This window comes from Aquamicrobium segne, from assembly GCF_042656785.1.
Classification (GTDB): Bacteria; Pseudomonadota; Alphaproteobacteria; order Rhizobiales; family Rhizobiaceae; genus Mesorhizobium; species Mesorhizobium segne.
In genome coordinates, this window is the sequence record NZ_JBHSLL010000029.1 from 44696 (window position 1) to 66586 (window position 21891).

The following is a 21891-nucleotide window of genomic DNA, read 5'->3' on the forward strand; positions in this document are numbered from 1 at the left end:
AACCGGATATCTTTGCTGTCCCCAAACTCCGCCACAACCAGTTCCTTTTCGATGCCCGCGCCATATAGATGCGGTTAAAACGGGCATGGCGACACGTCAATGACACAAATACCCCCTGTGACAGGGGCCACGCTTCACAATAACGATGATGTCACATTGGTTGAAGCTGAAGGGCATGTTAAAAGCCTTTTTCCTAAACAAGATTTTGGATAATCGCGCAGGATATGCGAAACCAAGCGCAAAAGCTGGATTTTGCCGTTCCTGTGGAGTTGGTCATGAACAAATTTATACCCCAAAAAGCGGCAGGCACACGCAGCGTTGATGAAATCACCGGCTCCAGACGCTTAAGGCGGATGCGCAAGGCCGCATGGTCGCGGCGGCTGGTGCAGGAAAATCACCTCACCGTCGATGACCTGATCTGGCCGGTCTTTCTGGTTGAGGGCGCCAATATACGTGAGCCGATTGCAGCCATGCCCGGTGTTTTTCGTCTCTCGATCGATGTGGCCGTGCGCGAGGTGGAACATGCCGCAAAGCTCGGCATTCCGGCAATCGCCACCTTTCCCAATGTCGATCTGTCACTGCGTGATGTCACCGGATCGCAGATACTCAACCCCGACAATCTGACCAACCGCGCCACCCGCGCCATCAAGCAAGCTGTACCCGAAATCGGCATCATCACCGATTCTGCCCTCGATCCCTTCACCAGCCATGGCCATGACGGCATTTTACGCGATGGCATCATCGTCAATGATGAGACGGTTGATCAGGTCGCTGCCGGCGCCGTGCTTCAGGCCGCAGCCGGCGCTGATATCATTGCCCCATCAGACATGATGGACGGCCGTATTGGCGCCATCCGCTCTGCACTGGATGCAAACGGCTTTCAGGATGTGGCTATCATGTCCTATGCGACCAAATTCGATTCGGCTTTTTACGGTCCCTATCGCGACGCCATCGGCACTGCCGGGCTTTTGCAGGGTGACAAGAAAACCTATTATATCAGCGCCGCCAATTGTGCTGAAGCCTTGCGCGAGGCCGAGCAGGATATTGTGGAAGGGGCGGACATGATCATGGTCAAGCCCGGCCTGCCCTATCTCGACATCATCCGGCAGTTGAAAGATACTTTTGCGCTTCCAACCTTCGCCTATCAGGTTTCCGGCGAGTATTCGATGATCAGGGCCGCCAGCGCCAATGGCTGGATTGATGGCGAACGCGCCATGATGGAATCGCTTCTGGCCTTCAAGCGTTCCGGTGCAGACGGCATCCTGACCTATTTTGCACCTGCGGTTGCCGAAATGCTCAAAGGGTGACGGACACGGGCTCCACGACAAAGACAGAAGCCAGACCCGCCAGACCCGCACAGGAATCCGGTCACGACCGCCACTGGCAACGCAATCTGGCCGTCTGTTTTGCAGGCTCGTTTTCCACCATTGCGGCAATGTGCCTAGAGCGCCGTGCGTCCGATTGGACGCACGGCGCTCTAATAAAACAGATACTCACGATCAGCACGGAAAATACCCATGATGAATAATCACCTCATTGTTTTTATTGCCGGGCTGGCAGGGGCTGCCGGGGTTGCGCTTTCAGCAGCCGCCACGCATGGTGGCGGCATATTCACCGGCACGGCAGCCTCTTTCCTGCTTGCCCATGCAGGCGTGCTTGTGGCTCTTGGCCTCTTCACTGCAAACCGCACCTTGCATGCCGCCGGCCTTATCCTGATTGCCGGTCTCATCCTGTTTTGCGGTGATCTTTTAATGCGCGATTATGTAGGAACTCGACTTTTCCCCTTTGCAGCCCCGATCGGCGGCACATTGCTCATGGCAGGCTGGCTGGCGATAGCACTTGCTGCCCTGCGCTCTCAAAAAAGCAGCAGCCAGACTTCCAATTCTTGAAAATTGCCTCTCACGCACCATCTGAAAATAGTGAAAATCACAATTGAAAGGTTTTAAAACCTATGAATGCCCGCATCCTTCATGGTGAAATCATCACCAACCGGCTCGACGACAATCGCGCCTATGACGGTGTGCGCACGCGCCGTGTGCTGGCTTTTTTCATTGATTATCTGATCGTCGGCCTGCTTTCGATCCCCTTTGCCATTCTCGTCCTGCTACTTGGCCTCCTCACCTTCGGCCTTGGCTGGGCATTGTTTGGTTTCCTCGTTCCGCTGGTGGCGCTTACCTATGTCTGGTTCACACTGGGCGGCAAAGAGCAGGCCACGGTTGGCATGAAATGGATGAATATCCGCCTTGAGCGGCTTGATGGTCAGCCGGTCGATGGCATCTTTGCGCTGATACATTCAATATTGTTTTGGGCAGCCAACGTCATCCTGACACCGCTGGTGCTCCTGATCATGCTGTTTACAGATCGCAAACGCGCACTCCACGATCTGCTTCTTGGCACGGTGGTCATCCGCACCGACCGTTAAAAACAGATTTTTATGCAAGCCACAGCAGGAGCCGATCCTGAAAGATAAAGCGATATGTTTTTGGAGCATGATCTTAGAAAAGTTGCAGACTTTTCAGGATTACGCGTAAAACAAAGGCTTTGAAAAAGGATCGGGTGCCCATGTCATTCACCTCCTGCCTGGCCGTTGCTTTCGGAGGCGCGCTTGGAAGCCTTGCCCGCTACATGCTGGCCATTGCCGCCCAGCCGATCAGTGGTTCTCTGCCCTGGGGAACCATCCTCATCAATATGCTTGGCTCCTTTATCATCGGGCTGTTTGGAACACTCACTCTGGCGCAAGGACGCTATCCAGTTTCAGAAAACATGCGTCTGCTGGTCATGGTCGGCCTGTGTGGTGGCTTCACCACTTTTTCGTCCTTTAGCCTGCAAACGCTTGAACTGATGCGAAATGGCGCGATGGGACGAGCATCCATCAATATCGCTGCTTCCGTGGTATTATGTGTAAGCGCAGTCGCCATTGGCCATTTCACCGCCACTTACTTCAATCGCGACATGCGTATTGTCCAGCTTCCCATTGAAGAAGAAAGCGGGCCGCCGCAAATATCTTGAAATTTTCAACGAAGGGGCCAAGCTGTTATTTCTTGTGGAGTTCGCTTAACCAGATGACGCAGCACCTGACCCAGTCACCACAGTTTTTCCTGACGGCCCCCTCACCCTGCCCCTATCTTGAGGGGCAGCTTGAGCGCAAGGTCTTTACCCATCTCAGCGGCGCCAAAGCCGTGGAGATGAATGATTTGCTGACGCAAGGCGGCTTCCGCCGTTCCCAAAATATTGCCTATCGCCCGGCCTGTGAAACCTGTCAGGCCTGTGTGTCCGTGCGCATTCTGGCTCAAGAGTTTAAAACCAGCCGCAATTTGCAGCGCGTGCTTCATAAAAATCAGGATCTGGTCAGCTCGATCAGTAATACCCCGCCCACTTCCGAGCAATATTTGCTGTTTCAAACTTATCTTGAAGCCCGCCATCATCTGGGCGGCATGTCCGACATGAGCGCCCTCGACTATGCCATGATGGTCGAAGACACCCATGTCGATACAAAAATCATCGAATATCGCAAACGTGGCCCCGACAGTTTCATCACCGGCAAGGGCGAAGGCGAACTGATCGCGCTGGCCCTGACCGACCAGATGGCAGACGGGCTGTCGATGGTTTATTCCTTCTTCAATCCTGATATGGAGGAACGCTCGCTTGGCACCTTCATGATCCTTGATCATATTGAGCGCACGAGAACCATGGGCCTGCCCCATGTTTATCTGGGCTATTGGGTTCATGGCTCACCCAAGATGGACTATAAGACACGCTTTCAGCCGCAGGAGCATCTTGGCCCCCAAGGCTGGCAGCGCTATCAGAAAAATAAATAATCAAAACAGCACGATCCTGTTACTGTCAGTATGCACTCCTGCCCTTTACCCTGTCTGTGGAGCTCCCCTTGTTCAAAACCACCAACCAGCACACAAAGGGGCTGTTGATAACAGCTTTTGGCGGCATGGCGCTGACCATCGACATTCCGCTGATCAAGCTGGCCAATGGGGATGCCTGGTCGATCCTGTTTGTTCGCAGTTGCATGACAATCACCACCGGTCTGATCATGTGGGCGATCTGGCGTTTCTTTTCTGAAAATGCGCCCAGACTGATTCCCGGCCGTACCGGGCTGATCGTTGCCGGGCTTTATGGTTGCAGCTCAATCCTGTTCATTCTGGCTGTTTTCAACACAACAACTGCGGATCTCGTTTTCATTCTGGCCTTCAATGCCATGTTTGCGGCATTGCTTTCATGGGTGTTTCTGCGTGAGCGGCCCCGCCCGCAAACCCTGTTTGCCATGGCGCTGATGGTTGTGGGAATTTCCATCATCGTTGGATCATCGCTGGGAACGGGCAATCTGTTTGGCAATCTTATTGCAACCTGCGCCGCCTTCGTGCTGGCCAGCGCCATCACCCTTTCGCGGGCAAGCAGGAAAGATATGGGCTTTGCAGCGCTGATCGGGGTGATCCTGCCCTGCCTGGTTGCCGGTTTCATGGTTTCAAAAACCGGGCTCAATATTGCTCAACCGGGCTGGATCATTTTCAATGGCGCGGTCGTCATCCCCATATCGTTTTTCTGCCTCGCCAATGGGCCCAAATATATTACCGCGCCGGAAGTCGCGATGTTTTATCTGCTGGAGACCGTCCTGGCGCCGGTATGGGTGTGGATGATTTTTTCTGAAGCGCCCAGTCGCAACAGCCTGATCGGCGGTGCGATCCTGATCCTGACCCTGATATGCCATTCATTATGGCAATTGCGCGAGGGACGCCGCAGAGGCGCTGCACTGGCAATCCGCCACCCTGCCTGAATTAAGAGTATTTCGCAGCCAAATGGAAACATTTGGCGTCTGCGATAATGCATAAAAACAAAGAGTTAGAGCGGTTCTACCGTTCCATTAAAACAAGAACCGCTCTAAGAGCATTTCATCCGTTTGCCGTGAAAACAAAAATATCAGGCAGGCACATCTGGAACCGGCACAGCCGCAACAGTTTCTGTTGTCACAACCGGCACAATGGCAGTTTCAGGAGCATCAACCTCATGCTGCCACTCACGCCAGATGGCGACCAGCAGCGCCATCAGCACCGGGCCAACGAACAGGCCGACAAAACCCATGGTTTTCACCCCACCGACCAGCCCGAAGAAGGTCGGTAAAAATGGCAGCTTGATCGGCCCGCCAACCAGCCGCGGGCGCAAGGTCTTGTCGACAATGAACAGTTCAACCGAACCCCATATAAAAAGGGCGACACCGGCAAAGGGTGAGCCGCTGGCCACCAGATAAAGCGAGACCAGCGTGAACGAAAACGGCGCGCCGCCGGGAATAAGCGCCATCAACCCGGTCAGCATACCAAGTGTGACCGGCGAAGGCACCCCGGCCAACCAATAGGCAAAGCCCAGAACCACACCCTCGCCAATGGCAATCAGCGTCATGCCCGTCACGGTGGAACTGATGGTTGCCGGAACCACACGCGAAAAACGCTCCCAGCGCGCAGGCAGGATGCGTTCGCCAATACGGTCTAATTGTGCGGCCATATCTTCACCGTCCCGATAGGTGAAAAACAGGGCGATCAGCATGAACAGCAGAGACAAAAACAGACTGAAGGCACTGCCGCCTGCCGCCACCACGCCCCTGTAGATGGAGCCGATATTGGCGCCGCTCACCAATTGGATCAGTTCGCCAATCCCGCCGGGGTGATCAATGGTTGTCGACCATTGCTGGGCCAGCGATTCACCGACAATTGGCAAAGCGGCAATCCATTCGGGAACCGGCGCACCTTGCCGGTTGGCTTCCACCGCCCACATCACCCAGCCATGGATTTCGTTGAACGTATACATGCCCGCAAACACGATAGGCACAACGATGAAGGCCAAAATCAGCAAAAGCGCGACACTGGCCGCGATTGTCCGGCTGCCACCGACAAAAGCCAGCAGCCGCCGGTAAAGCGGCCAACTGGCAAACGCAATCACTAATGCCGCCAGAACCGGCACCAGAAACCCATGAAAGAAATAAACACCCGCTGCAACAACCATGATCAGCAGCCAGCGCGCCGCCGACAGCGGTTGAATCACGGCCGAGCGCACCGGTGAGCTACGCCCCATGAGGCGCAGTTCGCCCGCCTTTGCCTGAGTACCCTGTTCTTTCAAAGGCCGCGCCTCCAGCCAATCTGCCTGCCAAGGGTTTTTTTCGGCAAAGCTGCAAGACAACTCTGCCAAACCCTCTTCCCTGACTTTATCCCAACATTACAAAGCAATTATTATGACAATTGCCTGAATGTAAAAATTGCGAAGAATAATGTCACAAGCATGTTCAAGCCTGTTTTGCCCATACAGGCTTGAATCAAACCATCAAACCGGCTTGCCAGAAAGCTGAAAACAAAAGAAAATTCACGCTCATTCAAACTTGCCAGTACGTGGGAAACCCTTTGGAACCATTCGCCCGGCAGAGGCACGCGCGCCCATCCACTCCACCAGTTCAGCCTGTGTGCGTGTAAAATTGCGCTCGGCAGAATCTTGCCATGTCAGACCTGATTCCATGGAAAACGTCTTCAGGTCGCTGATCCCGCCATCCTTGTATCTTTGCAATCGGACACCCTTGCCACGTGTCATTTCCGGAATTTCCGACACGGCAAAGACCAGCATTTTCCGGTTTTCACCAATGATGGCGACATGATCACCGGTCACAGGAGTGCAAAAACGCGCTTCATCAGGCAGTTTCACATTCATCACCTGACGCCCTTTACGGGTATTGGCGACAATCTCATCTTCGGAAACGATAAAGCCATTGCCCTGATATGAAGCCAGCAGCAATTTGCGCCCCGGCTCATGCACAAAGGCTGTCACAATATCCTGATCGGTTTCCATATCGACCATGATACGGATTGGTTCGCCATGACCGCGCCCGCCAGGCAACCTGTCGGCTCCGATCGTATAGAATTTCCCTCCCGTGGTGAGGAACAGGATCTTGTCGGTCGTCTGGGCATGGAAGGCGAGCTTGAGACTGTCATCTTCCTTGAAGGCAAGCTGGGAATAATCGCTCAAATGCCCCTTCATGGCGCGCAGCCAGCCTTTTTCCGACACCACCACCGTCACCGGCTCTTTCTCGATCATGGCCTGGGCAATATCGGAAAGATCATGTTCGGGCGCCTGGGCAAAGCTGGTGCGGCGCGGCCCCAGTTCCTTGTTTTCTTCGGGACCAAAATCGCGGCGTATTTTCTGGATTTCCCAGGAAATCGTGTTCCACTGCTTCATTTCATCGCCAAGCAGGGCCTCGATTGCCTGTTTTTCCTCGGTCAGCGCGTCGAATTCCTTTCGGATTTCAAATTCTTCCAGCTTGCGCAGCGAACGCAACCGCATGTTGAGGATGGCTTCAGCCTGCGTATCACTCAGGTCCCAGCGCCCCATCATCACCGCTTTGGGCTCATCCTCCTCGCGAATGATGCGAATCACCTCATCAATATTGAGATAGGCAATGAGATAACCGGCAAGAATTTCCAGCCGTCGCTCAATTTCAGCCAGTCGATGACGCGAACGGCGCTGCAAAACCTCACGGCGATGGTCCAGCCATTCGCGCAAGACGCTTTTCAAGGACAGCACATTGGGCGCCTTGCCGCGCGACAGCACATTCATGTTGAGTGAAAAGCGATTCTCAAGCTCTGTCAGCTTGAACAGCGATTCCATCAGGATGCCGGGATCAACGCTGCGGCTCTTGGGCACCAGAACAACGCGCACATCTTCCGCACTTTCATCGCGTATGTCTTCTAAAAGCGGCAGCTTGCGGGCGATCAGCAATTCGGCAATCTTTTCGATCAGCCGTGATTTCTGAACCCCGTAGGGAATTTCGGTAATGGCAATGACCCATGTACCGCGGCCCTGATCTTCCTGATGCCAACGTGCGCGCACCCGAAACGAGCCGCGCCCGGTGCGATAGGTCTCGGCAATCGAGGCGCGATCGTCGATGACAATGCCGCCGGTGGGAAAATCCGGCCCCTTCACAAAATCCATCAAACGGTCATCGGCAATATCCTGCCCGGTCTTGACCCCGTCAATCAGGCAAAGGGCGGCATCGCAAAGTTCGGCAACATTATGCGAGGGAATGGAGGTTGCCATGCCCACTGCAATGCCGGACGAGCCATTGGCCAGCAGGTTTGGAAAAGCGCCGGGCAAAACGACCGGCTCTTCATCTTCCTCATTATAGGTCAGACGATAATCGACCGCATCTTCCGTGATACCGGCCAGCAATTCGGTTGCCACATCGGTCATGCGCGCTTCCGTGTAGCGCATGGCGGCCGCATTATCACCGTCGATATTGCCAAAATTGCCCTGCCCGTCGACCAGCGGGTAGCGCATGGAAAAGCCCTGCGCCAGCCGCACCAGAGCATCATAAATAGACTGGTCGCCATGCGGGTGGAATTTGCCCATCACCTCGCCGACAATGCGGGCGCATTTGGCAAAACCCTGATCCGGGTTCAGGCGCAAAAGTCGCATGGCATGCATGATGCGCCGGTGAACCGGCTTCAAGCCATCGCGCACATCCGGCAACGCACGGTGCATGATGGTCGACAAGGCATAGGCAAGATAACGCTCTTCGAGCGCCTGCTTCAGATCGACCGGTTCAATATGATCGCCCCCATCACCGGGCGGCAAAAGGCTTTTTCCCATAAAGCCTGACTAACCGAGGCCTTGGATCGCGGCAAGGGCTGCAAGCAGAATCAGACCGCTTTCCGGCATGGAAATTTGGTGAATTCACTACTTTAACGCGAATTTTTCACCAAAAAGTCAAAAATAGACTTGCCCTCAACCCATTCCTGCGGACAGATGCAGACTCAAAATTCTTTACAAACCGGAGCCCATGATGAGTTTTCAACCTAAGAACCGGCACAGGCTGGCCCTCTCGACCATTCTGTTCAGCATGGCGCTGACACCTGCCTGGGCACAGGATACGGGTGACATTGCGCAAGGGCTGAAGACGGCCCTGTCCCATCAGGGGCTTGAAATGACATGGACCAGCATTTCAGGCGATGCGTCCTCCATGTCCTTGCAGGGCGTGTCGCTGACCGCCTCCGGCTCTTCAGAAAACCTTGCCATTGGCGATGTCAAACTTGAAGATGTCATGCCCGCAGATGGGGGCTATACAATCAAAACCCTGTCCACGCAGGCCTATTCGCGCAGCGAAGGCGACACCACCATTGAGGCAAGCCCCTTCATCATGCGCGGTGTTGTCATTCCAGCCGAAGATACGACCAATGCGCTGGGCAACTTCATGTATTACCAGGCAGCCGAACTGGACATGGTCAGCGTGTCCGTGAAAGGCACCGAGGCCTTTTCAGCCAGCGGCATCAAAACATCTATGTCGGATTTCAAGAATGGCCAGCCCATGAATTTTTCGGCCAGCGTGCCGCAATTCAGCAGCAATCTTGCCCTGGTGGAAGATGCAAAGTTCAAGGATGCGATCAAAACCCTTGGTTATGAAACCATCACCGGCAACATGACCATGGCAGGAAGCTGGAATCCTGCCGATGGCAGGCTGGATTTTTCTCAATATGACATCAGCGTCGACAATGCCGGCACGTTGGGCATGACCTTCAGCATTGGCGGCTACACCCCGGCTTTCATCAAATCCATGCAGGATCTGCAAAAGCAAATGGCGCAAATGTCAGGTGATGCTAACAGTTCTGCGCAAGGCATGGCCATACTTGGCCTGATGCAGCAGCTCAGCTTCAACAGCGCTGCAATCCGCTTTACCGATCACTCTTTGACCAACAAGGTCCTTGACTATGTTGGAAAGCAGCAGGGCATGTCGGGCAAGGATATTGCCAATCAGGTCAAGGCCATTGTGCCCTTCGGCCTTGCCCAGTTGCAAAATCCGGAACTGACGACACAAGCTTCGACAGCACTCAACCAGTATCTGGATGATCCGCGCAGTCTGGAAATTCTGGCCAGCCCCGCCTCGCCCATGCCTTTTGCCCTGATCATGGCCAACGCCATGGGCAATCCTGCCGATCTGACCAAAAGTCTTGGCGTAGCTGTCAAAGCCAACCAGAACTGATTTTTGGTTTTTAAAGCCTGTCTCCCGAACTGGGAACCAGTTTCGGGATAAAGACATGCGTAATAACAATAACTTAAAGCGTGTCGCGTGAATCTGAAAGATCGCGACACGCTTTAAATCATTTTTTGTGGACACGGGCAGCTTCATCTGACCCAATCACAATACAGTTAAATCAAAAGGGCACTTAAACCAAAAGGCCGCTTCATCTGGAAGCGGCCTTTCTTTCATCAATTCAAGCTGGTTACAAAACCGCTCTTTCGGGCTTGCCTGCAGATGCAGACACAGAAAGAGGCATCAACGGATCAAGATCAATATTGCCCAATGTCTCGCCATCCTGAAAAGCCAGATGCGCATTATAGCGCCGGGCAAGGGCGCGCATGGGGGCATTTTGCGGCGTCGTGCTGATCAGCAGTTTTGTATAGCCAAAATCACGGGCTTTCTCGATCAGTTGCGCAAACAGCAAACGGCCCAGTCCGCGATGCTGAAGATGCGGCTCGACACTGAAGGCGATTTCAGCCGTCGGCTCCTGTGTGCCTGCGCGTTCGTGAATTTCGGCAGCGCCCAGAACCTCATCACCCTCCAGATAGGCGATAATTGTCGTTCCCGCCGCAAAAGAGCGATAGGCATAGGCGGAAATGAACCGGTCATGCACCAGACCGTTGAAGCGCTCACGCCGACTTGTCGCATCAAGCCTGAGAAGATGATCACGAAATTTTGGCAGATCCGAAGGCCGCAACTGGCGTATAACCCCGGACAGATGAAGACAATTATCCAAATTTCTGTTCATGTCGCACTCCTCTGGATTCCTCCCGCGAGTTGCTTTCGACATGCTCTATATTGTGCGATGCAGCATAATTATCAAGCACTTGATGCCCGTTACAGGGCAGCAAAAAAGAGCATCTGCCATGCAAAATTGACTGGCAGACAAAAAATCCACATGGACCGGATGCAAAAAAGATGACCATAATAATCATAATTTTCGACTGCCGATCTAGAATTATTCCAAACTATAGGCCATATATAGTGTGCTAAATCGTATCACGGTCTTTACAGATTCGTTCCTTACGCTTTAGGTTTTTGTTTTACGCATGTCTTTATCCCGAAACGGGTCCCGGTTCGGGAGACAGGCTTTAGCTGCGAGGATGAGCCATGCGACTGACGCGCCAGACCAATTACGCCATACGTATCTTGATGTATTGCGCAACCAATGACGGCCAGCTAAGCCGTATTCCCGAGATCGCCTCGGCCTATGGGGTCTCAGAACTGTTCCTGTTCAAGATTTTGCAACCCCTCGTTGAAAACGGCATAGTGGAAACCCTGCGCGGCCGCAATGGCGGGGTTCGCCTTGGACGCGCTGCCGAAGACATTAATCTGTTCGATGTGGTACGGGTAACGGAAGACAATTTCTCGATGGCCGAATGTTTCGACAGCGAAACATCCGACTGCCCGCTGGTTGACAGTTGCGGCCTTAATCTGGCGCTGCATGAGGCCCTCAATGCCTTCTTCAGCGTTTTGCAAAAGCATTCGATCGCCGATCTGATTGCAGAGCGCCCCAATATGCGCGCCGCACTTGGCATCGACGCTCTTGCGCCACGCAAGGCTCCCCCGCGCAAGAAGGTCACTGCCGAACATCATGCTGCCATTGGCTGATTCGATGCTTTAAAAGGATAGCAATGTATATCGCCATGAACCGCTTCAAGGTCTTGAAGGGCCTGGAAGCGGAATTTGAAAATCTCTGGAAAAACCGCGAATCAACCCTTCATGAAATGCAGGGCTTTCGCAGCTTCCATCTGTTGAGCGGACCGGCCAACAAGACTGAGGGCTACACGCTCTATGTCTCGCACAGCGAGTGGGAAGATCAGGATGCGTTCAATGCCTGGATGAAATCCCAAAATTTTCGCGATACTCATAAAAACCTTGGCACCGGCAAGGTGTTAACCGACGGCCCACCCCATTTCGAGGGTTTTTTAACCGTCGAAGGCGCATAGATCAGAACATGATTGTATCTGAAAAATTTCAGATACAATCATGTGTAAAAACAAAGGAAAATCAGGCGCTGGCCAGCAGGCTGGCATTGCCTCCGGCAGCAGTTGTATCGACACACACCGCGCGCTCATGCGCATAGGCTGCCGGATAGATCACCTCGGTAATCAGCGGCACAATTGCTCCCGGGCGACCAGCCAGCGCATGGCGCAATTTGCGTGCCTCTTCCACAGCGCCTGAAAAAGCCACCACATCAAGCTTTAATGAGGCAAGCAGCGTCGTGTCCATGCGCGCCTCCACAACAGCAAGCGGCAAGCCCTTGCCGGTCAGTGTAACGAGCGCTTGAGCAGCACCGGGTGCAATTGCCAGAACCGCATTTCCGGCGGCCAGCGCCTGTACTGTCTGCGCCAGAAGCGTATCGGCATCTGACCCCAGACACAGCACCCGGCCCCGCGGCGCCAGCATCAAGGTATTGGCTTCGCCAGTTGGACCGGGCAAATCCACCTGACCAAACTCGAGACCGGCAGATGCCGCCATTGCCGCAGCCCCCTTGCCACGCAAATGTTTGCGCAAAATGGCAATCCGGTCTGGCCGCATCGACCAGTTCTGAAGTGCCGGATCAGGCATATTGTCCTTCAGTTCTGTTTCCGTAACAAAACGGGCCTCGGCCAGTTCAGCACCCGCCTCGGCTCCCTTGCGAAAACGCCGCAGATAATGCGGCCCGCCAGCCTTGGGGCCAGTGCCCGACAGGCCCTCGCCGCCAAAGGGCTGTGAGCCGACAACAGCACCGATCTGGTTACGATTGACATAAATATTGCCGGCATGAATGCCATCTACAAAATGCTGGGCGCGGCCTTCAATACGGGTATGCAAACCAAAGGTCAGGCCATAGCCACCAGCATTGACTGCCCCGATCACGCTGTCAATCTTCTCGGCATCGAAGGTCGCCACATGCAAAACCGGGCCAAAAATCTCGCGCTCGATCTCTTCAATGCCGCGCACGGAAATCACATGAGGGCCGACAAAGCGCCCGCCTTGCGGCGCATCAAGCTGCGCCAGCACTTTGCCTTTTGCGTCCATATCACGGCAATAATCGCCAATGGCGTCTTGCGCTTCAGCGTCAATCAGCGGGCCGACATCGGTGGAAATCGACCATGGATCGCCAAGCTGCAATTCCTGCATCGCACCAATCAGCATTTCGTGCATTTTCTTCTCCACATCCTTTTGGACATAAAGAATACGCAGCGCCGAACAGCGTTGCCCCGCACTTTGAAAGGCAGAGGCCAGAATATCGCGCACCGCCTGTTCGGGCAGTGCGGTTGAATCAACCACCATGGCATTCAAGCCGCCGGTTTCTGCAATCAGCATGGCATCGGGCGCTGCCGTTCTGGAAAGCTGTGCCTCGATCAGTTTCGCCACTTCTGTCGAGCCGGTAAAGCAAACGCCAGCAATTCGCGGATCAGCCGTCAATGGCGCCCCAACCGATGGCCCGTCGCCGGGCAGAAGCTGGATCACATCTGCGGGCACCCCCGCCTCATGCAGCAACTCAACCGCACGACAAGCAATCAGCGGGGTCTGTTCGGCCGGTTTGGCAATCACCGCATTACCGGTGACAAGGGCTGCCGCAATCTGGCCGGTAAAAATGGCCAGCGGAAAATTCCAGGGCGAGATACAGGCTATCACCCCGCGTGCTTCGGTTCCTGCCTCCACACTGGCGGCTTCTGTTGCATAATAGCGTAAAAAATCCACGGCCTCGCGCAGTTCTGCCACAGCATCGGCCAGCGTCTTGCCTGCCTCACGCGCCATCAGCGCAAAAAATTCGGCAGCATTTTCTTCATAAAGATCAGCCGCCCGGCGCAATATATCGGCACGCTCACAAACAGATGTCGCCACCCAGCCCGGCTGGGCGTTTACCGCCAGTCCAATGGCTGCTTCCACCTGCTCTTGCGTGGCCTCAACCACAGAGCCCACCACTTCACTGATCCGGGCCGGATTGAGAATATCGCGCGCAACGCCCTTGCCTTTGGCTTGCGTAAGCGGCTTTGCCTGCCATTGATGTGGCGCGGCAAAAGCTGCCCGTTGCTGATCCAGCGCAGTCAGCGTCACCACATCGGTAATATCCCAGCCCTTCGCATTGCGGCGGCTTGCACCAAAAATCTCAGCCGGGCTGGCGATATTGGGATTGGCAGCCGGGCCTTGTCTTTCAACGATTTCCAGCGGATCGCGGGCAATGGCCTCAGGCGACACCGACACATCGGTCAATTGATGCACAAAGGAGGAGTTGGCGCCATTTTCCAGAAGGCGGCGCACCAGATAGGCCAGCAGATCGGAATGGGCCCCAACCGGCGCATAGATGCGGCAGACCGTAGCTTGCGCCTGGCGCACCGCCTCATGCAATGGTTCACCCATGCCATGCAGGCGCTGGAATTCAAAGCTATGCCTGTCGCTTGCCATCGAAAGGATGGCGGCAACTGTATGCGCATTATGGGTGGCAAACTGCGGATAGATGTAATCCGTCATCGATAAAAGTTTTTTGGCGCAAGCCATATAGGACACATCCGTATTGGCCTTGCGGGTAAAGACCGGATAACCGGAAAGCCCCATCACCTGCGCCCGCTTGATTTCGGTGTCCCAGTAAGCGCCCTTGACCAGCCGAACCATGATCTTGCGATTGAGCTTTTTTGCCAGCGCATAAAGCCAGTCAATGGTAAAGCTGCAACGCGGCCCATAGGCCTGCACCACAACGCCGAACCCATCCCAGCCGGCAAGGCGCTCATCGCTTAAAACCGCTTCAATGACATCCAGCGAAAGATCAAGCCTGTCAGCCTCCTCAGCATCGACATTCAGGCCCATATTGGCCTGTTTTGCCGCCAGCGCCAGTGACAAGAGCCGCTCCACCATCACCGGCAGCATGGTTTTTCTTTGCCCCACCTCATAGCGCGGATGGATTGCCGATAATTTGACCGAAATACCATGATTGCGGCGAATATCGGGGCCATTGGCGGAACTGTCGAGCGCGGCAATCGCGTCCTGATAAGCCTTGAGATAACGCAGCGCATCCGCCTCGGTGCGTGCCGCCTCCCCCAGCATATCGAAGGAATACAGATAACCCTTGTCGGTCATCGACTTGCCGCGTTTCATGGCCTCGGCAATGGTGCGCCCCAGCACGAACTGTTCACCCATTTCGCGCATTGCTGCCGCCACCGCCTTGCGAATGACCGGCTCGCCCAGACGCCGCACCATGGAACGCAGCGTTTTTTCAATCGTGCCTTCCCCCTCATCCAGCACCCTGCCCGTCAGCATCAGCGCCCATGTCGAGGCATTGACGAAAATCGAGGAGGAGGAACCGGAATGGGCCGACCAGTCATGCGGCGCAATCTTATCGGCGATTAGATCGTCCATTGTCTCGGCGTCAGGCACCCGCAACAGCGCTTCAGCCAAACACATCAAGGCAACACCTTCCTTGGTGGACAGGCCATAGGTGGATAAAAAAACCTCCATCAGCCCCGCATCAGACGAGCCGCGCACGGCCTTGACCAGTTCAACGGCCTGTTGCGCAATTTTTTCACGCTCTGGCTGCGAAAGGGCAAGGGCTTCAATCAGATGTTTGACCGCATCATCCTCATCAGGCAGGTAATTGGCGCGGATCTGCTGGCGGATCAAAGCAAGGCTTGGCATGGCGTTCCTGTCCAAACAAAAGCAATTTTTATGGGTCTGGCAACGGCCAGACCTCGTTAACTGAGCTTACCACACAGCACAGAAACTGATCGGTCCAAAGAGCTCGACTAAATGGACTAAAAAGACTATTGAAACTTATAATTCTAGTCAAAAAAACTGCTCATGAAAATATGGAAGATCATCTGGATCGTATAGACCGAAATATCCTTGCGGCACTGGCCAGCGAAGGCAGGCTGTCCATGGCGGAACTGGCCACAAGGGTCGGCCTGTCCAAAACGCCGGTGCAGGCGCGGGTCAAGCGGCTGGAGCGCGACGGCTTCATCCGCGGCTATGGCGCAATCATCGACAGCGAGCGCATGGGCGAAGGCCATGTTGCATTTGTGCAGGTCAAACTGTCGGATACGCGCTCTTTTGCACTCGATGAGTTTAACCGGGCGGTGCAGACGGTGCGCGAGATTGAGCAATGCCACATGATTGCGGCCAGTTTTGATTATCTTTTGAAAGTGCGCACCCGCGACATTGCCAGCTATCGCCGTGTGCTGGGTGAGCGGATTTCAGCCCTGCCCCATGTGGCGCAGACCTCAACCTTCGTTGCCATGGAAACGGTCAAGGACAGATAGCCTGATCCCAAAAAGTTGCAGACTTTTTGGACAAGATCATGCGCATGAATCAAAAAGGGCGCACCAAAGTGCGCCCCCTCTGAGTAAAAGTGACTGATGCCAAAAGCAGGTCGCGATCTTTCAGATTCATACGACCTGCTTTAGGTCTTTGTTTTTACGCATGTCTTTATCCTGAAATTGGTTCCCAATTAAATTGGTTCCCAATTCAGGAGACAGGCTCCATATCAAAGGCCCAGGCCACCGATGCAGACATATTTGGTGTCGAGATAATCATCCATGCCCTGATAGCCGCCTTCACGACCAAGGCCGGATTCCTTGACCCCACCGAATGGTGCCTCCGGCGTGGTGATTACCCCTTCATTGACCCCGACCATGCCATATTTCAGACCTTCCATGACGCGGAAAGCGCGACCGAGATCGCCGGTGTAGAAATAGCAGGCCAGACCAAATTCGGTGCTGTTGGCAAGTGCTACTGCTTCTTCTTCGGTTTCAAATTTGAACACCGGGGCAAGCGGTCCAAAAATTTCCTCCTTCGTGAATTTCATCTGCATATTTGCATCTGAAATCACGGTCGGCTGGAAAAAGGAACCGCCCAGTTCATGACGCTTGCCGCCAGTGGTGATCTTGCCCCCCTTGGCAACGGCATCTTCAATGAATTCCTCAACCTTTTCAACCGCTTTGGTGTCAATCAGCGGCCCTTGCTGAACGCCTTCCTCTTGCCCCGGACCAACCTTGAGGGCAGCGGCTGCTTCGGTAAATTTTTCCACGAAGGCATCATAAACGCCAGCCTGCACAAAGAAGCGATTGGTGCACACACAGGTCTGGCCCGAATTGCGGAATTTGGCCGCAATAGCACCTTGCACGGCACGGTCAAGATCGGCATCGTCAAAGACAAGGAACGGCGCATTGCCGCCAAGCTCCATCGACACTTTTTTCACAGTGGAAGCGGCTTTGCCGGTCAGCATCTTGCCCACTTCCGTCGAGCCGGTAAAGGTCAACTTCCGGACTGTCGGATTGGCGCATATTTCATCGCCAATGGCTGCAGCAGAACCAGTCACGATATTGACCACACCTTTGGGAAAGCCCACTTCCTCGCACAGCGCGCCCCAGGCAAGGCCCGAATATGGCGTTTGCGACGCAGGCTTGACCACAGAAGTACAACCGGCGGCAAGAGCAGGTCCAAGCTTGCGTGACAGCATGGAGGACGGGAAATTCCATGGCGTAATAGCGGCAATCACGCCAACCGGCTCTTTTGTCACCAGTACGCGGCGGTCCGCCCATGGGGAGGGAATGACATCGCCATAGGCGCGGCGCGCCTCTTCGGCAAACCACAGCACATAGGCAGCCGAAGAACCGACCTCACCCCTTGCTTCGGTCAGCGACTTGCCCTGCTCCATGGTCAGCAATTGCGCCAGCGCCTCCTGATTGTCCATGATGGCATCATGGAGCTTGCGCAGCAAATTCGCGCGCTCCAGCGCCGATGTCTTGCGAAATGAAAGAAACGCTTCTTCTGCAGCCGCAATGGCGCGGCGGGTTTCGGCAGCACCCGACTTTGGCACGGTGCCGATTGTCAGGCCCGTAGCCGGGTTGATCACATCAATGGTCTGTCCGGAATCAGCTTGCACCCACTCACCATTGATGAGATTGGCCTGCTTCATGAAATGACTGGTCTTCTGGAGCATTTTGCTCGCCTCCCCTGGGCGCCTAATGACTGCGCTATCAGAATTTCGTGATAAAAATGCGCCTTCAAAGAAACGCCTGCCTGCCATTCCTATCCCAGCAGGCTAAAGGGAATCAACCATCTCCATCACATATTTATACTGACATCAGATACCCAAATAACGATCCAGACACCCTCTGATCTGTTCCCTGTTTCGCAGCCGAGAACCAGGCTTCTTGTCTTTTAACAAAGTTTGGCGTCCCTATATGTCTGGAATCGAAACGGGAATGTTCATGCTCCGATATGTCACAGTCCTGCTGGCGCTATTGTTTGCCTTGCCTGCCAGCGCCACGGATGCCGGCTGGGCCGCCTTGCGCGAAGGGGGGCATGTCGTCTTGCTGCGCCATGCCTTCATCAGCGGCAACACCGAGCCTGCCAATTTCGACATTGAAAAATGCAACACCCAGCGCAACCTGTCTGAACGCGGCCGCCAGCAGGCGCGCAAGCTGGGCGCCTTGTTTGGGGCGCGCGCTGCCCGCATCGAAAAAGTCTTGTCGAGCCGCTATTGCCGCAGTCTGGATACGGCACGCATCGCCTTTGGCAGCCAGCCGGAAATTTTTGACGCCCTCAATCAACTCAGCGAAGATCCCGATGAACGTAGCCAGCAAAAACAAGCTGTTTTGGAAATCATCCGTAATTTTTCCGGCTCTGAGCTTCTGGTGCTTGTAAGCCATCTGGAAAACATTCAGGAGATCACCGGCGTTTCGCCGCGGGAAGGTGAGGCCGTCATTGTCGCCCCGCAAGACGAGGGCGTTCGGGTGCTGGGTCGTGTGGTGTTTTAAAAACAAGCCGGCATTGCAATTTACTGGCATTGCAATTCAAATGCGGCACCCGACATGACATAAGGGCACAAAAGACAGCCAAACAGATGCAGCGGACACAAGGCTGGCCAGGTGAAAGCACATTCGGCCTTTTCCTGCCCGCAAAAACCGATTAGACAGCGGCCAAACGCTTGATGACAGCATTTGCTGGAAATTGAAGGAAAAAGCCTTGCCCACCACATTTGATAAAGTCGCCAAGATCATCGCCGACACCAGCGAGATCGACCTGGATACGATCACGCCCGACAGCCACACCATTGATGATCTGGGCATTGACAGCCTTGACTTCCTCGACATCGTCTTTGCCATCGACAAGGAATTCGGCATAAAGGTTCCGCTGGAAAAATGGACCCAGGAAGTCAATGACGGCAAGGCGTCCACGGACGAATATTTTGTCATGAAAAATCTCTGTGCCAAGATTGACGGCCTGATTGCCGCCAAGAGCGCTTAAGGTCAGGCGATTGACTTTCAGGGATCAGGCACAGGAGCGCCAGATAATTTTATGAGCTCTCACGACGTCGTTATCACCGGCATCGGCCTTGTCTCGGCTTTGGGCGAAGGCGCAGATGAACATTGGCGCAAATTGTCCACCCCCGGCACAGAGCCGGTCATCGATGCGGAACGTTTTGCGCCCTACACCATCCACCCGCTGCCGCAGATCGACTGGAGCTTGCAAATTGCCAAGCGCGGCGATCAGCGCCAGATGGAAACATGGCAGCGTCTTGGCACCTATGTTGCGGGCCTTGCGCTCAGCGATGCCGGCATCAAGGGTGATGAAGCCCTGTGCGCCACCATGGATATGGTGGTGGCCGCAGGCGGTGGCGAACGCGATGTGGCGGTTGATTCCGACATTCTGGCCGCCTCTACACAGCGCGATGATTTCGACGTTCTGCTCAATGAAAAACTGACCACCGAACTGCGCCCCACTTTGTTTCTGGCCCAGCTTTCCAACCTTCTGGCAGGCAATATTTCCATTGTTCACAAGGTCACCGGCTCTTCGCGCACTTTCATGGGCGAGGAAGGTGCAGGCGTTTCTGCCATAGAGACGGCTGTCGCGCGCATCCGCTCGGGCCAATCAACCCATATGCTGGTTGGCGGCGCATTCCAGAGCGAACATCCCGACATGCTGTTGGGCTATGAACTGGGCGGCTATCTGCATCGCACAGACTGGCGGCCGGTCTGGCAGCGGCAGGAAGCGGAAGGCGGCGGTCTTGTTTCCGGTTCCGGCGGCGCATTTCTGGTTCTGGAAAGCCGGGAACATGCACTCAAACGCGGCCAGCGCATCTATGCCACGCTTGGCCCCATTGCGTCGGCCCGCACCCGCCGCAACAAGGACGACCTTGCCGCTGCATTCGCCCGGCTGGCTGAAATGCTCGGTGCAGGCGCAAGCGCATATCTGACCATTTCAGGCGCATCGGGCGCACATAAGGCCACCGCCGCAGAACAGGCCGCTTTGGGCCACCAGAACGGTGGCGCTCTTCGTGGCTTTTCATCGCTGACCGGCCATCTCAAGGAAGCGCAATTTCCCTTTTCTGTGGCCCTTGCCGCCCTTGCCGTTGCCAACAAGGCTGCTTATCCGGCCTTTTCTGCCGATGAGAAAGCATTTGAAGGATCATTGAAATCCGTTCTGGCAACGACCGTCGGCTATCACCATTTTGAGGGCATGGCGCTGGTCAGCGCAGCAGATTGAGGCCAAAGCCTGACATGGGAACCAGCCTGACATGACAAAACTTACGGATCATCTTGGACGCCCCATCGTCGCCGTCACCGGCATTGGCGTGGTGACAGCGCTGGGCGTGGGCAAAAAAGACAATTGGGAAGCGCTGACGGCGGGAAAATCCGGCATTCACCCCATCACCCGTTTTCCCGTCGAACATCTCAACACAAGAATTGCCGGGACGGTGGATTTTTTAAGCTCCAGTTCAAAAGGGGCCAGCGCCCTCACCTATGAGCTGGCTGAAACCGCAGCCAATGAGGCCATAGAAGAAGCAGGCCTTGCCATTGACGAATTTGGCGGGCCGCTGTTTCTGGCTTCCCCGCCGGTGGAACTCGACTGGCATGACCGCCTTGCGCTCTATAAGGGCGGGAATCGTGAACCGGCATCCGACCGGCTTTTAGAGGTTGCACGCAATCTCAATTCGCTGGAAATGTTTGATTCTGCGCAATTTGCCTCCATTGCTGACCGTCTGGCCGATCATTTTGGCACAACCGGACTGCCGATCACGCTTTCCACCGCCTGCGCCTCCGGGGCAACCGCCATCCAGCTTGGCGTTGAAGCCATCCGACGCGGCGAAGCCAGCCGGGCCCTTTCCATCGGTGCAGACGGCTCGGCCACCGCCGAAGCGCTGATCCGGTTTTCGTTGTTATCAGCCCTTTCCACCAATAATGACGTGCCTGAAAAAGCCTCAAAACCCTTTTCCAAGGATCGCGATGGCTTTGTGCTAGCCGAAGGCTCTGCCGCCCTTGTTTTAGAATCGCTGGAAGCAGCCCGTGCCCGTGGCGCAACAGTTCTGGGCATCATTCAGGGTTGCGGTGAAAAGGCCGATGATTTCCATCGCACCCGCTCCAAGCCGGATGGCTCGCCCGCCATTGCCGCCGTGCGCGCCGCCCTTGCCGATGCAGGGCTTGGCGAAGATGGCATTGACTATATCAACGCCCATGGCACATCGACGCCCGAAAACGACAAGATGGAGCATTTGTCGCTTTCAACCGTCTTTGGCGATCATATCAACACCATTCCCATCTCGTCCAACAAGTCGATGATCGGCCACACCCTGTCTGCCGCCGGGGCAATCGAGGCTGCTTTTTCGCTCATGACCATCCGCAAAGGTGTCATTCCGCCCACTATCAATTACGACAATCCCGATCCGGCAATTGCACTTGATGTCGTGCCCAATGTGAAACGCACGGCAAAAGTGCAGACGGTCCTGTCCAATTCTTTTGGCTTTGGCGGACAAAACACCTGCCTTGTCATGGCGCGCGAACCCGTCTAATCCCCCTGTTGTGACGTAAATTGCATGAATAGGCAGGTTCTGCTGCCCGTTCATG

19 protein-coding genes are annotated in these 21891 nt (G+C 54.9%); 14 read left to right on the forward strand and 5 right to left on the reverse strand.

What is annotated here, in order from left to right:
• Window positions 1-275 precede the first annotated feature (275 nt).
• The 6 genes from hemB to ACFPLB_RS10520 all read left to right on the forward strand — a co-directional run bounded on the left by hemB (window position 276) and on the right by ACFPLB_RS10520 (window position 4786).
• The gene (gene hemB, locus ACFPLB_RS10495) at window positions 276-1307 is read left to right on the forward strand and encodes a porphobilinogen synthase (RefSeq protein ID WP_378229356.1); all 1032 of its coding nucleotides are present in this window, start codon (window positions 276-278) and stop codon (window positions 1305-1307) included.
• Between the two features lie 210 nt (window positions 1308-1517).
• A complete protein-coding gene (locus tag ACFPLB_RS10500; RefSeq protein ID WP_378229358.1) occupies window positions 1518-1889 on the forward strand; it encodes a DUF423 domain-containing protein in 372 nt (123 codons plus the stop codon).
• Window positions 1890-1951: 62 nt separating this feature from the next.
• Window positions 1952-2422 (forward strand): RDD family protein, encoded by a 471-nt coding sequence (locus ACFPLB_RS10505; protein ID WP_378229359.1) that lies wholly within the window; start codon window positions 1952-1954, stop codon window positions 2420-2422.
• A gap of 140 nt (window positions 2423-2562) precedes the next feature.
• Window positions 2563-3009 carry a fluoride efflux transporter CrcB gene (crcB, locus tag ACFPLB_RS10510; RefSeq protein WP_378229361.1) on the forward strand — a complete coding sequence of 149 codons (447 nt, stop codon included), beginning with the start codon at window positions 2563-2565 and terminating at the stop codon, window positions 3007-3009.
• 53 nt (window positions 3010-3062) lie between these two features.
• The gene (locus ACFPLB_RS10515) at window positions 3063-3818 is read left to right on the forward strand and encodes an arginyltransferase (RefSeq protein ID WP_378229363.1); all 756 of its coding nucleotides are present in this window, start codon (window positions 3063-3065) and stop codon (window positions 3816-3818) included.
• A gap of 68 nt (window positions 3819-3886) precedes the next feature.
• A complete protein-coding gene (locus ACFPLB_RS10520) occupies window positions 3887-4786 on the forward strand; it encodes a DMT family transporter (RefSeq protein ID WP_465251473.1) in 900 nt (299 codons plus the stop codon).
• 143 nt (window positions 4787-4929) lie between these two features.
• Here the strand turns inward: ACFPLB_RS10520 and ACFPLB_RS10525 are convergent, their stop codons facing one another.
• Both ACFPLB_RS10525 and parC read right to left on the reverse strand, forming a co-directional pair.
• A complete protein-coding gene (locus tag ACFPLB_RS10525) occupies window positions 4930-6075 on the reverse strand; it encodes an AI-2E family transporter (protein ID WP_378229478.1) in 1146 nt (381 codons plus the stop codon).
• A gap of 291 nt (window positions 6076-6366) precedes the next feature.
• Complete coding sequence (parC, locus tag ACFPLB_RS10530; RefSeq protein WP_378229365.1) at window positions 6367-8634, reverse strand: DNA topoisomerase IV subunit A; 2268 nt, start codon at window positions 8632-8634, stop codon at window positions 6367-6369.
• 193 nt (window positions 8635-8827) lie between these two features.
• Here parC and ACFPLB_RS10535 point away from each other — a divergent pair, with 193 nt between their 5' ends.
• Entirely contained in the window at window positions 8828-10021 is a 1194-nt protein-coding gene (locus ACFPLB_RS10535; protein WP_378229367.1) for a hypothetical protein, read from the forward strand.
• A gap of 241 nt (window positions 10022-10262) precedes the next feature.
• On the opposite strand, the gene ACFPLB_RS10540 is transcribed toward ACFPLB_RS10535, so the two are convergent.
• Window positions 10263-10808 carry a GNAT family N-acetyltransferase gene (locus tag ACFPLB_RS10540; protein WP_378229369.1) on the reverse strand — a complete coding sequence of 182 codons (546 nt, stop codon included), beginning with the start codon at window positions 10806-10808 and terminating at the stop codon, window positions 10263-10265.
• A gap of 362 nt (window positions 10809-11170) precedes the next feature.
• Here ACFPLB_RS10540 and rirA point away from each other — a divergent pair, with 362 nt between their 5' ends.
• Entirely contained in the window at window positions 11171-11671 is a 501-nt protein-coding gene (rirA, locus tag ACFPLB_RS10545) for an iron-responsive transcriptional regulator RirA (protein WP_378229371.1), read from the forward strand.
• Window positions 11672-11694: 23 nt separating this feature from the next.
• On the forward strand, window positions 11695-12009 hold the full coding sequence (gene hmuQ, locus ACFPLB_RS10550; protein WP_378229373.1) for an antibiotic biosynthesis monooxygenase family protein: 315 nt from the start codon (window positions 11695-11697) through the stop codon (window positions 12007-12009).
• Window positions 12010-12070: 61 nt separating this feature from the next.
• Here hmuQ and putA read toward each other — a convergent pair whose 3' ends face one another.
• Entirely contained in the window at window positions 12071-15682 is a 3612-nt protein-coding gene (gene putA, locus ACFPLB_RS10555; protein WP_378229375.1) for a bifunctional proline dehydrogenase/L-glutamate gamma-semialdehyde dehydrogenase PutA, read from the reverse strand.
• 170 nt (window positions 15683-15852) lie between these two features.
• Between putA and ACFPLB_RS10560 the strand changes: the two genes are divergently transcribed.
• Window positions 15853-16302 carry an Lrp/AsnC ligand binding domain-containing protein gene (locus tag ACFPLB_RS10560; protein WP_378229377.1) on the forward strand — a complete coding sequence of 150 codons (450 nt, stop codon included), beginning with the start codon at window positions 15853-15855 and terminating at the stop codon, window positions 16300-16302.
• Between the two features lie 224 nt (window positions 16303-16526).
• Here ACFPLB_RS10560 and ACFPLB_RS10565 read toward each other — a convergent pair whose 3' ends face one another.
• Window positions 16527-17984, reverse strand: a complete 1458-nt coding sequence (locus ACFPLB_RS10565) for an NAD-dependent succinate-semialdehyde dehydrogenase (protein WP_378229379.1) — start codon at window positions 17982-17984, stop codon at window positions 16527-16529.
• Window positions 17985-18255: 271 nt separating this feature from the next.
• Here ACFPLB_RS10565 and ACFPLB_RS10570 point away from each other — a divergent pair, with 271 nt between their 5' ends.
• From ACFPLB_RS10570 to ACFPLB_RS10585, 4 genes are all read left to right on the forward strand, one after another.
• Window positions 18256-18804 carry a histidine phosphatase family protein gene (locus ACFPLB_RS10570; protein WP_378229381.1) on the forward strand — a complete coding sequence of 183 codons (549 nt, stop codon included), beginning with the start codon at window positions 18256-18258 and terminating at the stop codon, window positions 18802-18804.
• A 208-nt stretch (window positions 18805-19012) separates the two neighbouring features.
• Window positions 19013-19294 carry an acyl carrier protein gene (locus tag ACFPLB_RS10575; protein ID WP_378229383.1) on the forward strand — a complete coding sequence of 94 codons (282 nt, stop codon included), beginning with the start codon at window positions 19013-19015 and terminating at the stop codon, window positions 19292-19294.
• Between the two features lie 51 nt (window positions 19295-19345).
• Window positions 19346-20533: a beta-ketoacyl-ACP synthase gene (locus ACFPLB_RS10580; protein ID WP_378229385.1), complete on the forward strand. Its 1188-nt coding sequence runs from the start codon at window positions 19346-19348 to the stop codon at window positions 20531-20533.
• A 31-nt stretch (window positions 20534-20564) separates the two neighbouring features.
• Complete coding sequence (locus ACFPLB_RS10585) at window positions 20565-21836, forward strand: beta-ketoacyl-ACP synthase (protein WP_378229387.1); 1272 nt, start codon at window positions 20565-20567, stop codon at window positions 21834-21836.
• The last annotated feature ends 55 nt before the right edge of the window (window positions 21837-21891 follow it).

Coding starts and splice junctions, on each gene's coding strand:
- hemB (WP_378229356.1), top strand. CDS start 276: ATGAACAAATTTATACCCCAAAAAGCGGCAGGCACACGCAGCGTTGAT.
- ACFPLB_RS10500 (WP_378229358.1), top strand. CDS start 1,518: ATGATGAATAATCACCTCATTGTTTTTATTGCCGGGCTGGCAGGGGCT.
- ACFPLB_RS10505 (WP_378229359.1), top strand. CDS start 1,952: ATGAATGCCCGCATCCTTCATGGTGAAATCATCACCAACCGGCTCGAC.
- crcB (WP_378229361.1), top strand. CDS start 2,563: ATGTCATTCACCTCCTGCCTGGCCGTTGCTTTCGGAGGCGCGCTTGGA.
- ACFPLB_RS10515 (WP_378229363.1), top strand. CDS start 3,063: ATGACGCAGCACCTGACCCAGTCACCACAGTTTTTCCTGACGGCCCCC.
- ACFPLB_RS10525 (WP_378229478.1), bottom strand. CDS start 6,075: ATGGGGCGTAGCTCACCGGTGCGCTCGGCCGTGATTCAACCGCTGTCG.
- parC (WP_378229365.1), bottom strand. CDS start 8,634: ATGGGAAAAAGCCTTTTGCCGCCCGGTGATGGGGGCGATCATATTGAA.
- ACFPLB_RS10535 (WP_378229367.1), top strand. CDS start 8,828: ATGAGTTTTCAACCTAAGAACCGGCACAGGCTGGCCCTCTCGACCATT.
- ACFPLB_RS10540 (WP_378229369.1), bottom strand. CDS start 10,808: ATGAACAGAAATTTGGATAATTGTCTTCATCTGTCCGGGGTTATACGC.
- rirA (WP_378229371.1), top strand. CDS start 11,171: ATGCGACTGACGCGCCAGACCAATTACGCCATACGTATCTTGATGTAT.
- hmuQ (WP_378229373.1), top strand. CDS start 11,695: ATGTATATCGCCATGAACCGCTTCAAGGTCTTGAAGGGCCTGGAAGCG.
- putA (WP_378229375.1), bottom strand. CDS start 15,682: ATGCCAAGCCTTGCTTTGATCCGCCAGCAGATCCGCGCCAATTACCTG.
- ACFPLB_RS10560 (WP_378229377.1), top strand. CDS start 15,853: ATGGAAGATCATCTGGATCGTATAGACCGAAATATCCTTGCGGCACTG.
- ACFPLB_RS10565 (WP_378229379.1), bottom strand. CDS start 17,984: ATGCTCCAGAAGACCAGTCATTTCATGAAGCAGGCCAATCTCATCAAT.
- ACFPLB_RS10570 (WP_378229381.1), top strand. CDS start 18,256: ATGCTCCGATATGTCACAGTCCTGCTGGCGCTATTGTTTGCCTTGCCT.
- ACFPLB_RS10580 (WP_378229385.1), top strand. CDS start 19,346: ATGAGCTCTCACGACGTCGTTATCACCGGCATCGGCCTTGTCTCGGCT.
- ACFPLB_RS10585 (WP_378229387.1), top strand. CDS start 20,565: ATGACAAAACTTACGGATCATCTTGGACGCCCCATCGTCGCCGTCACC.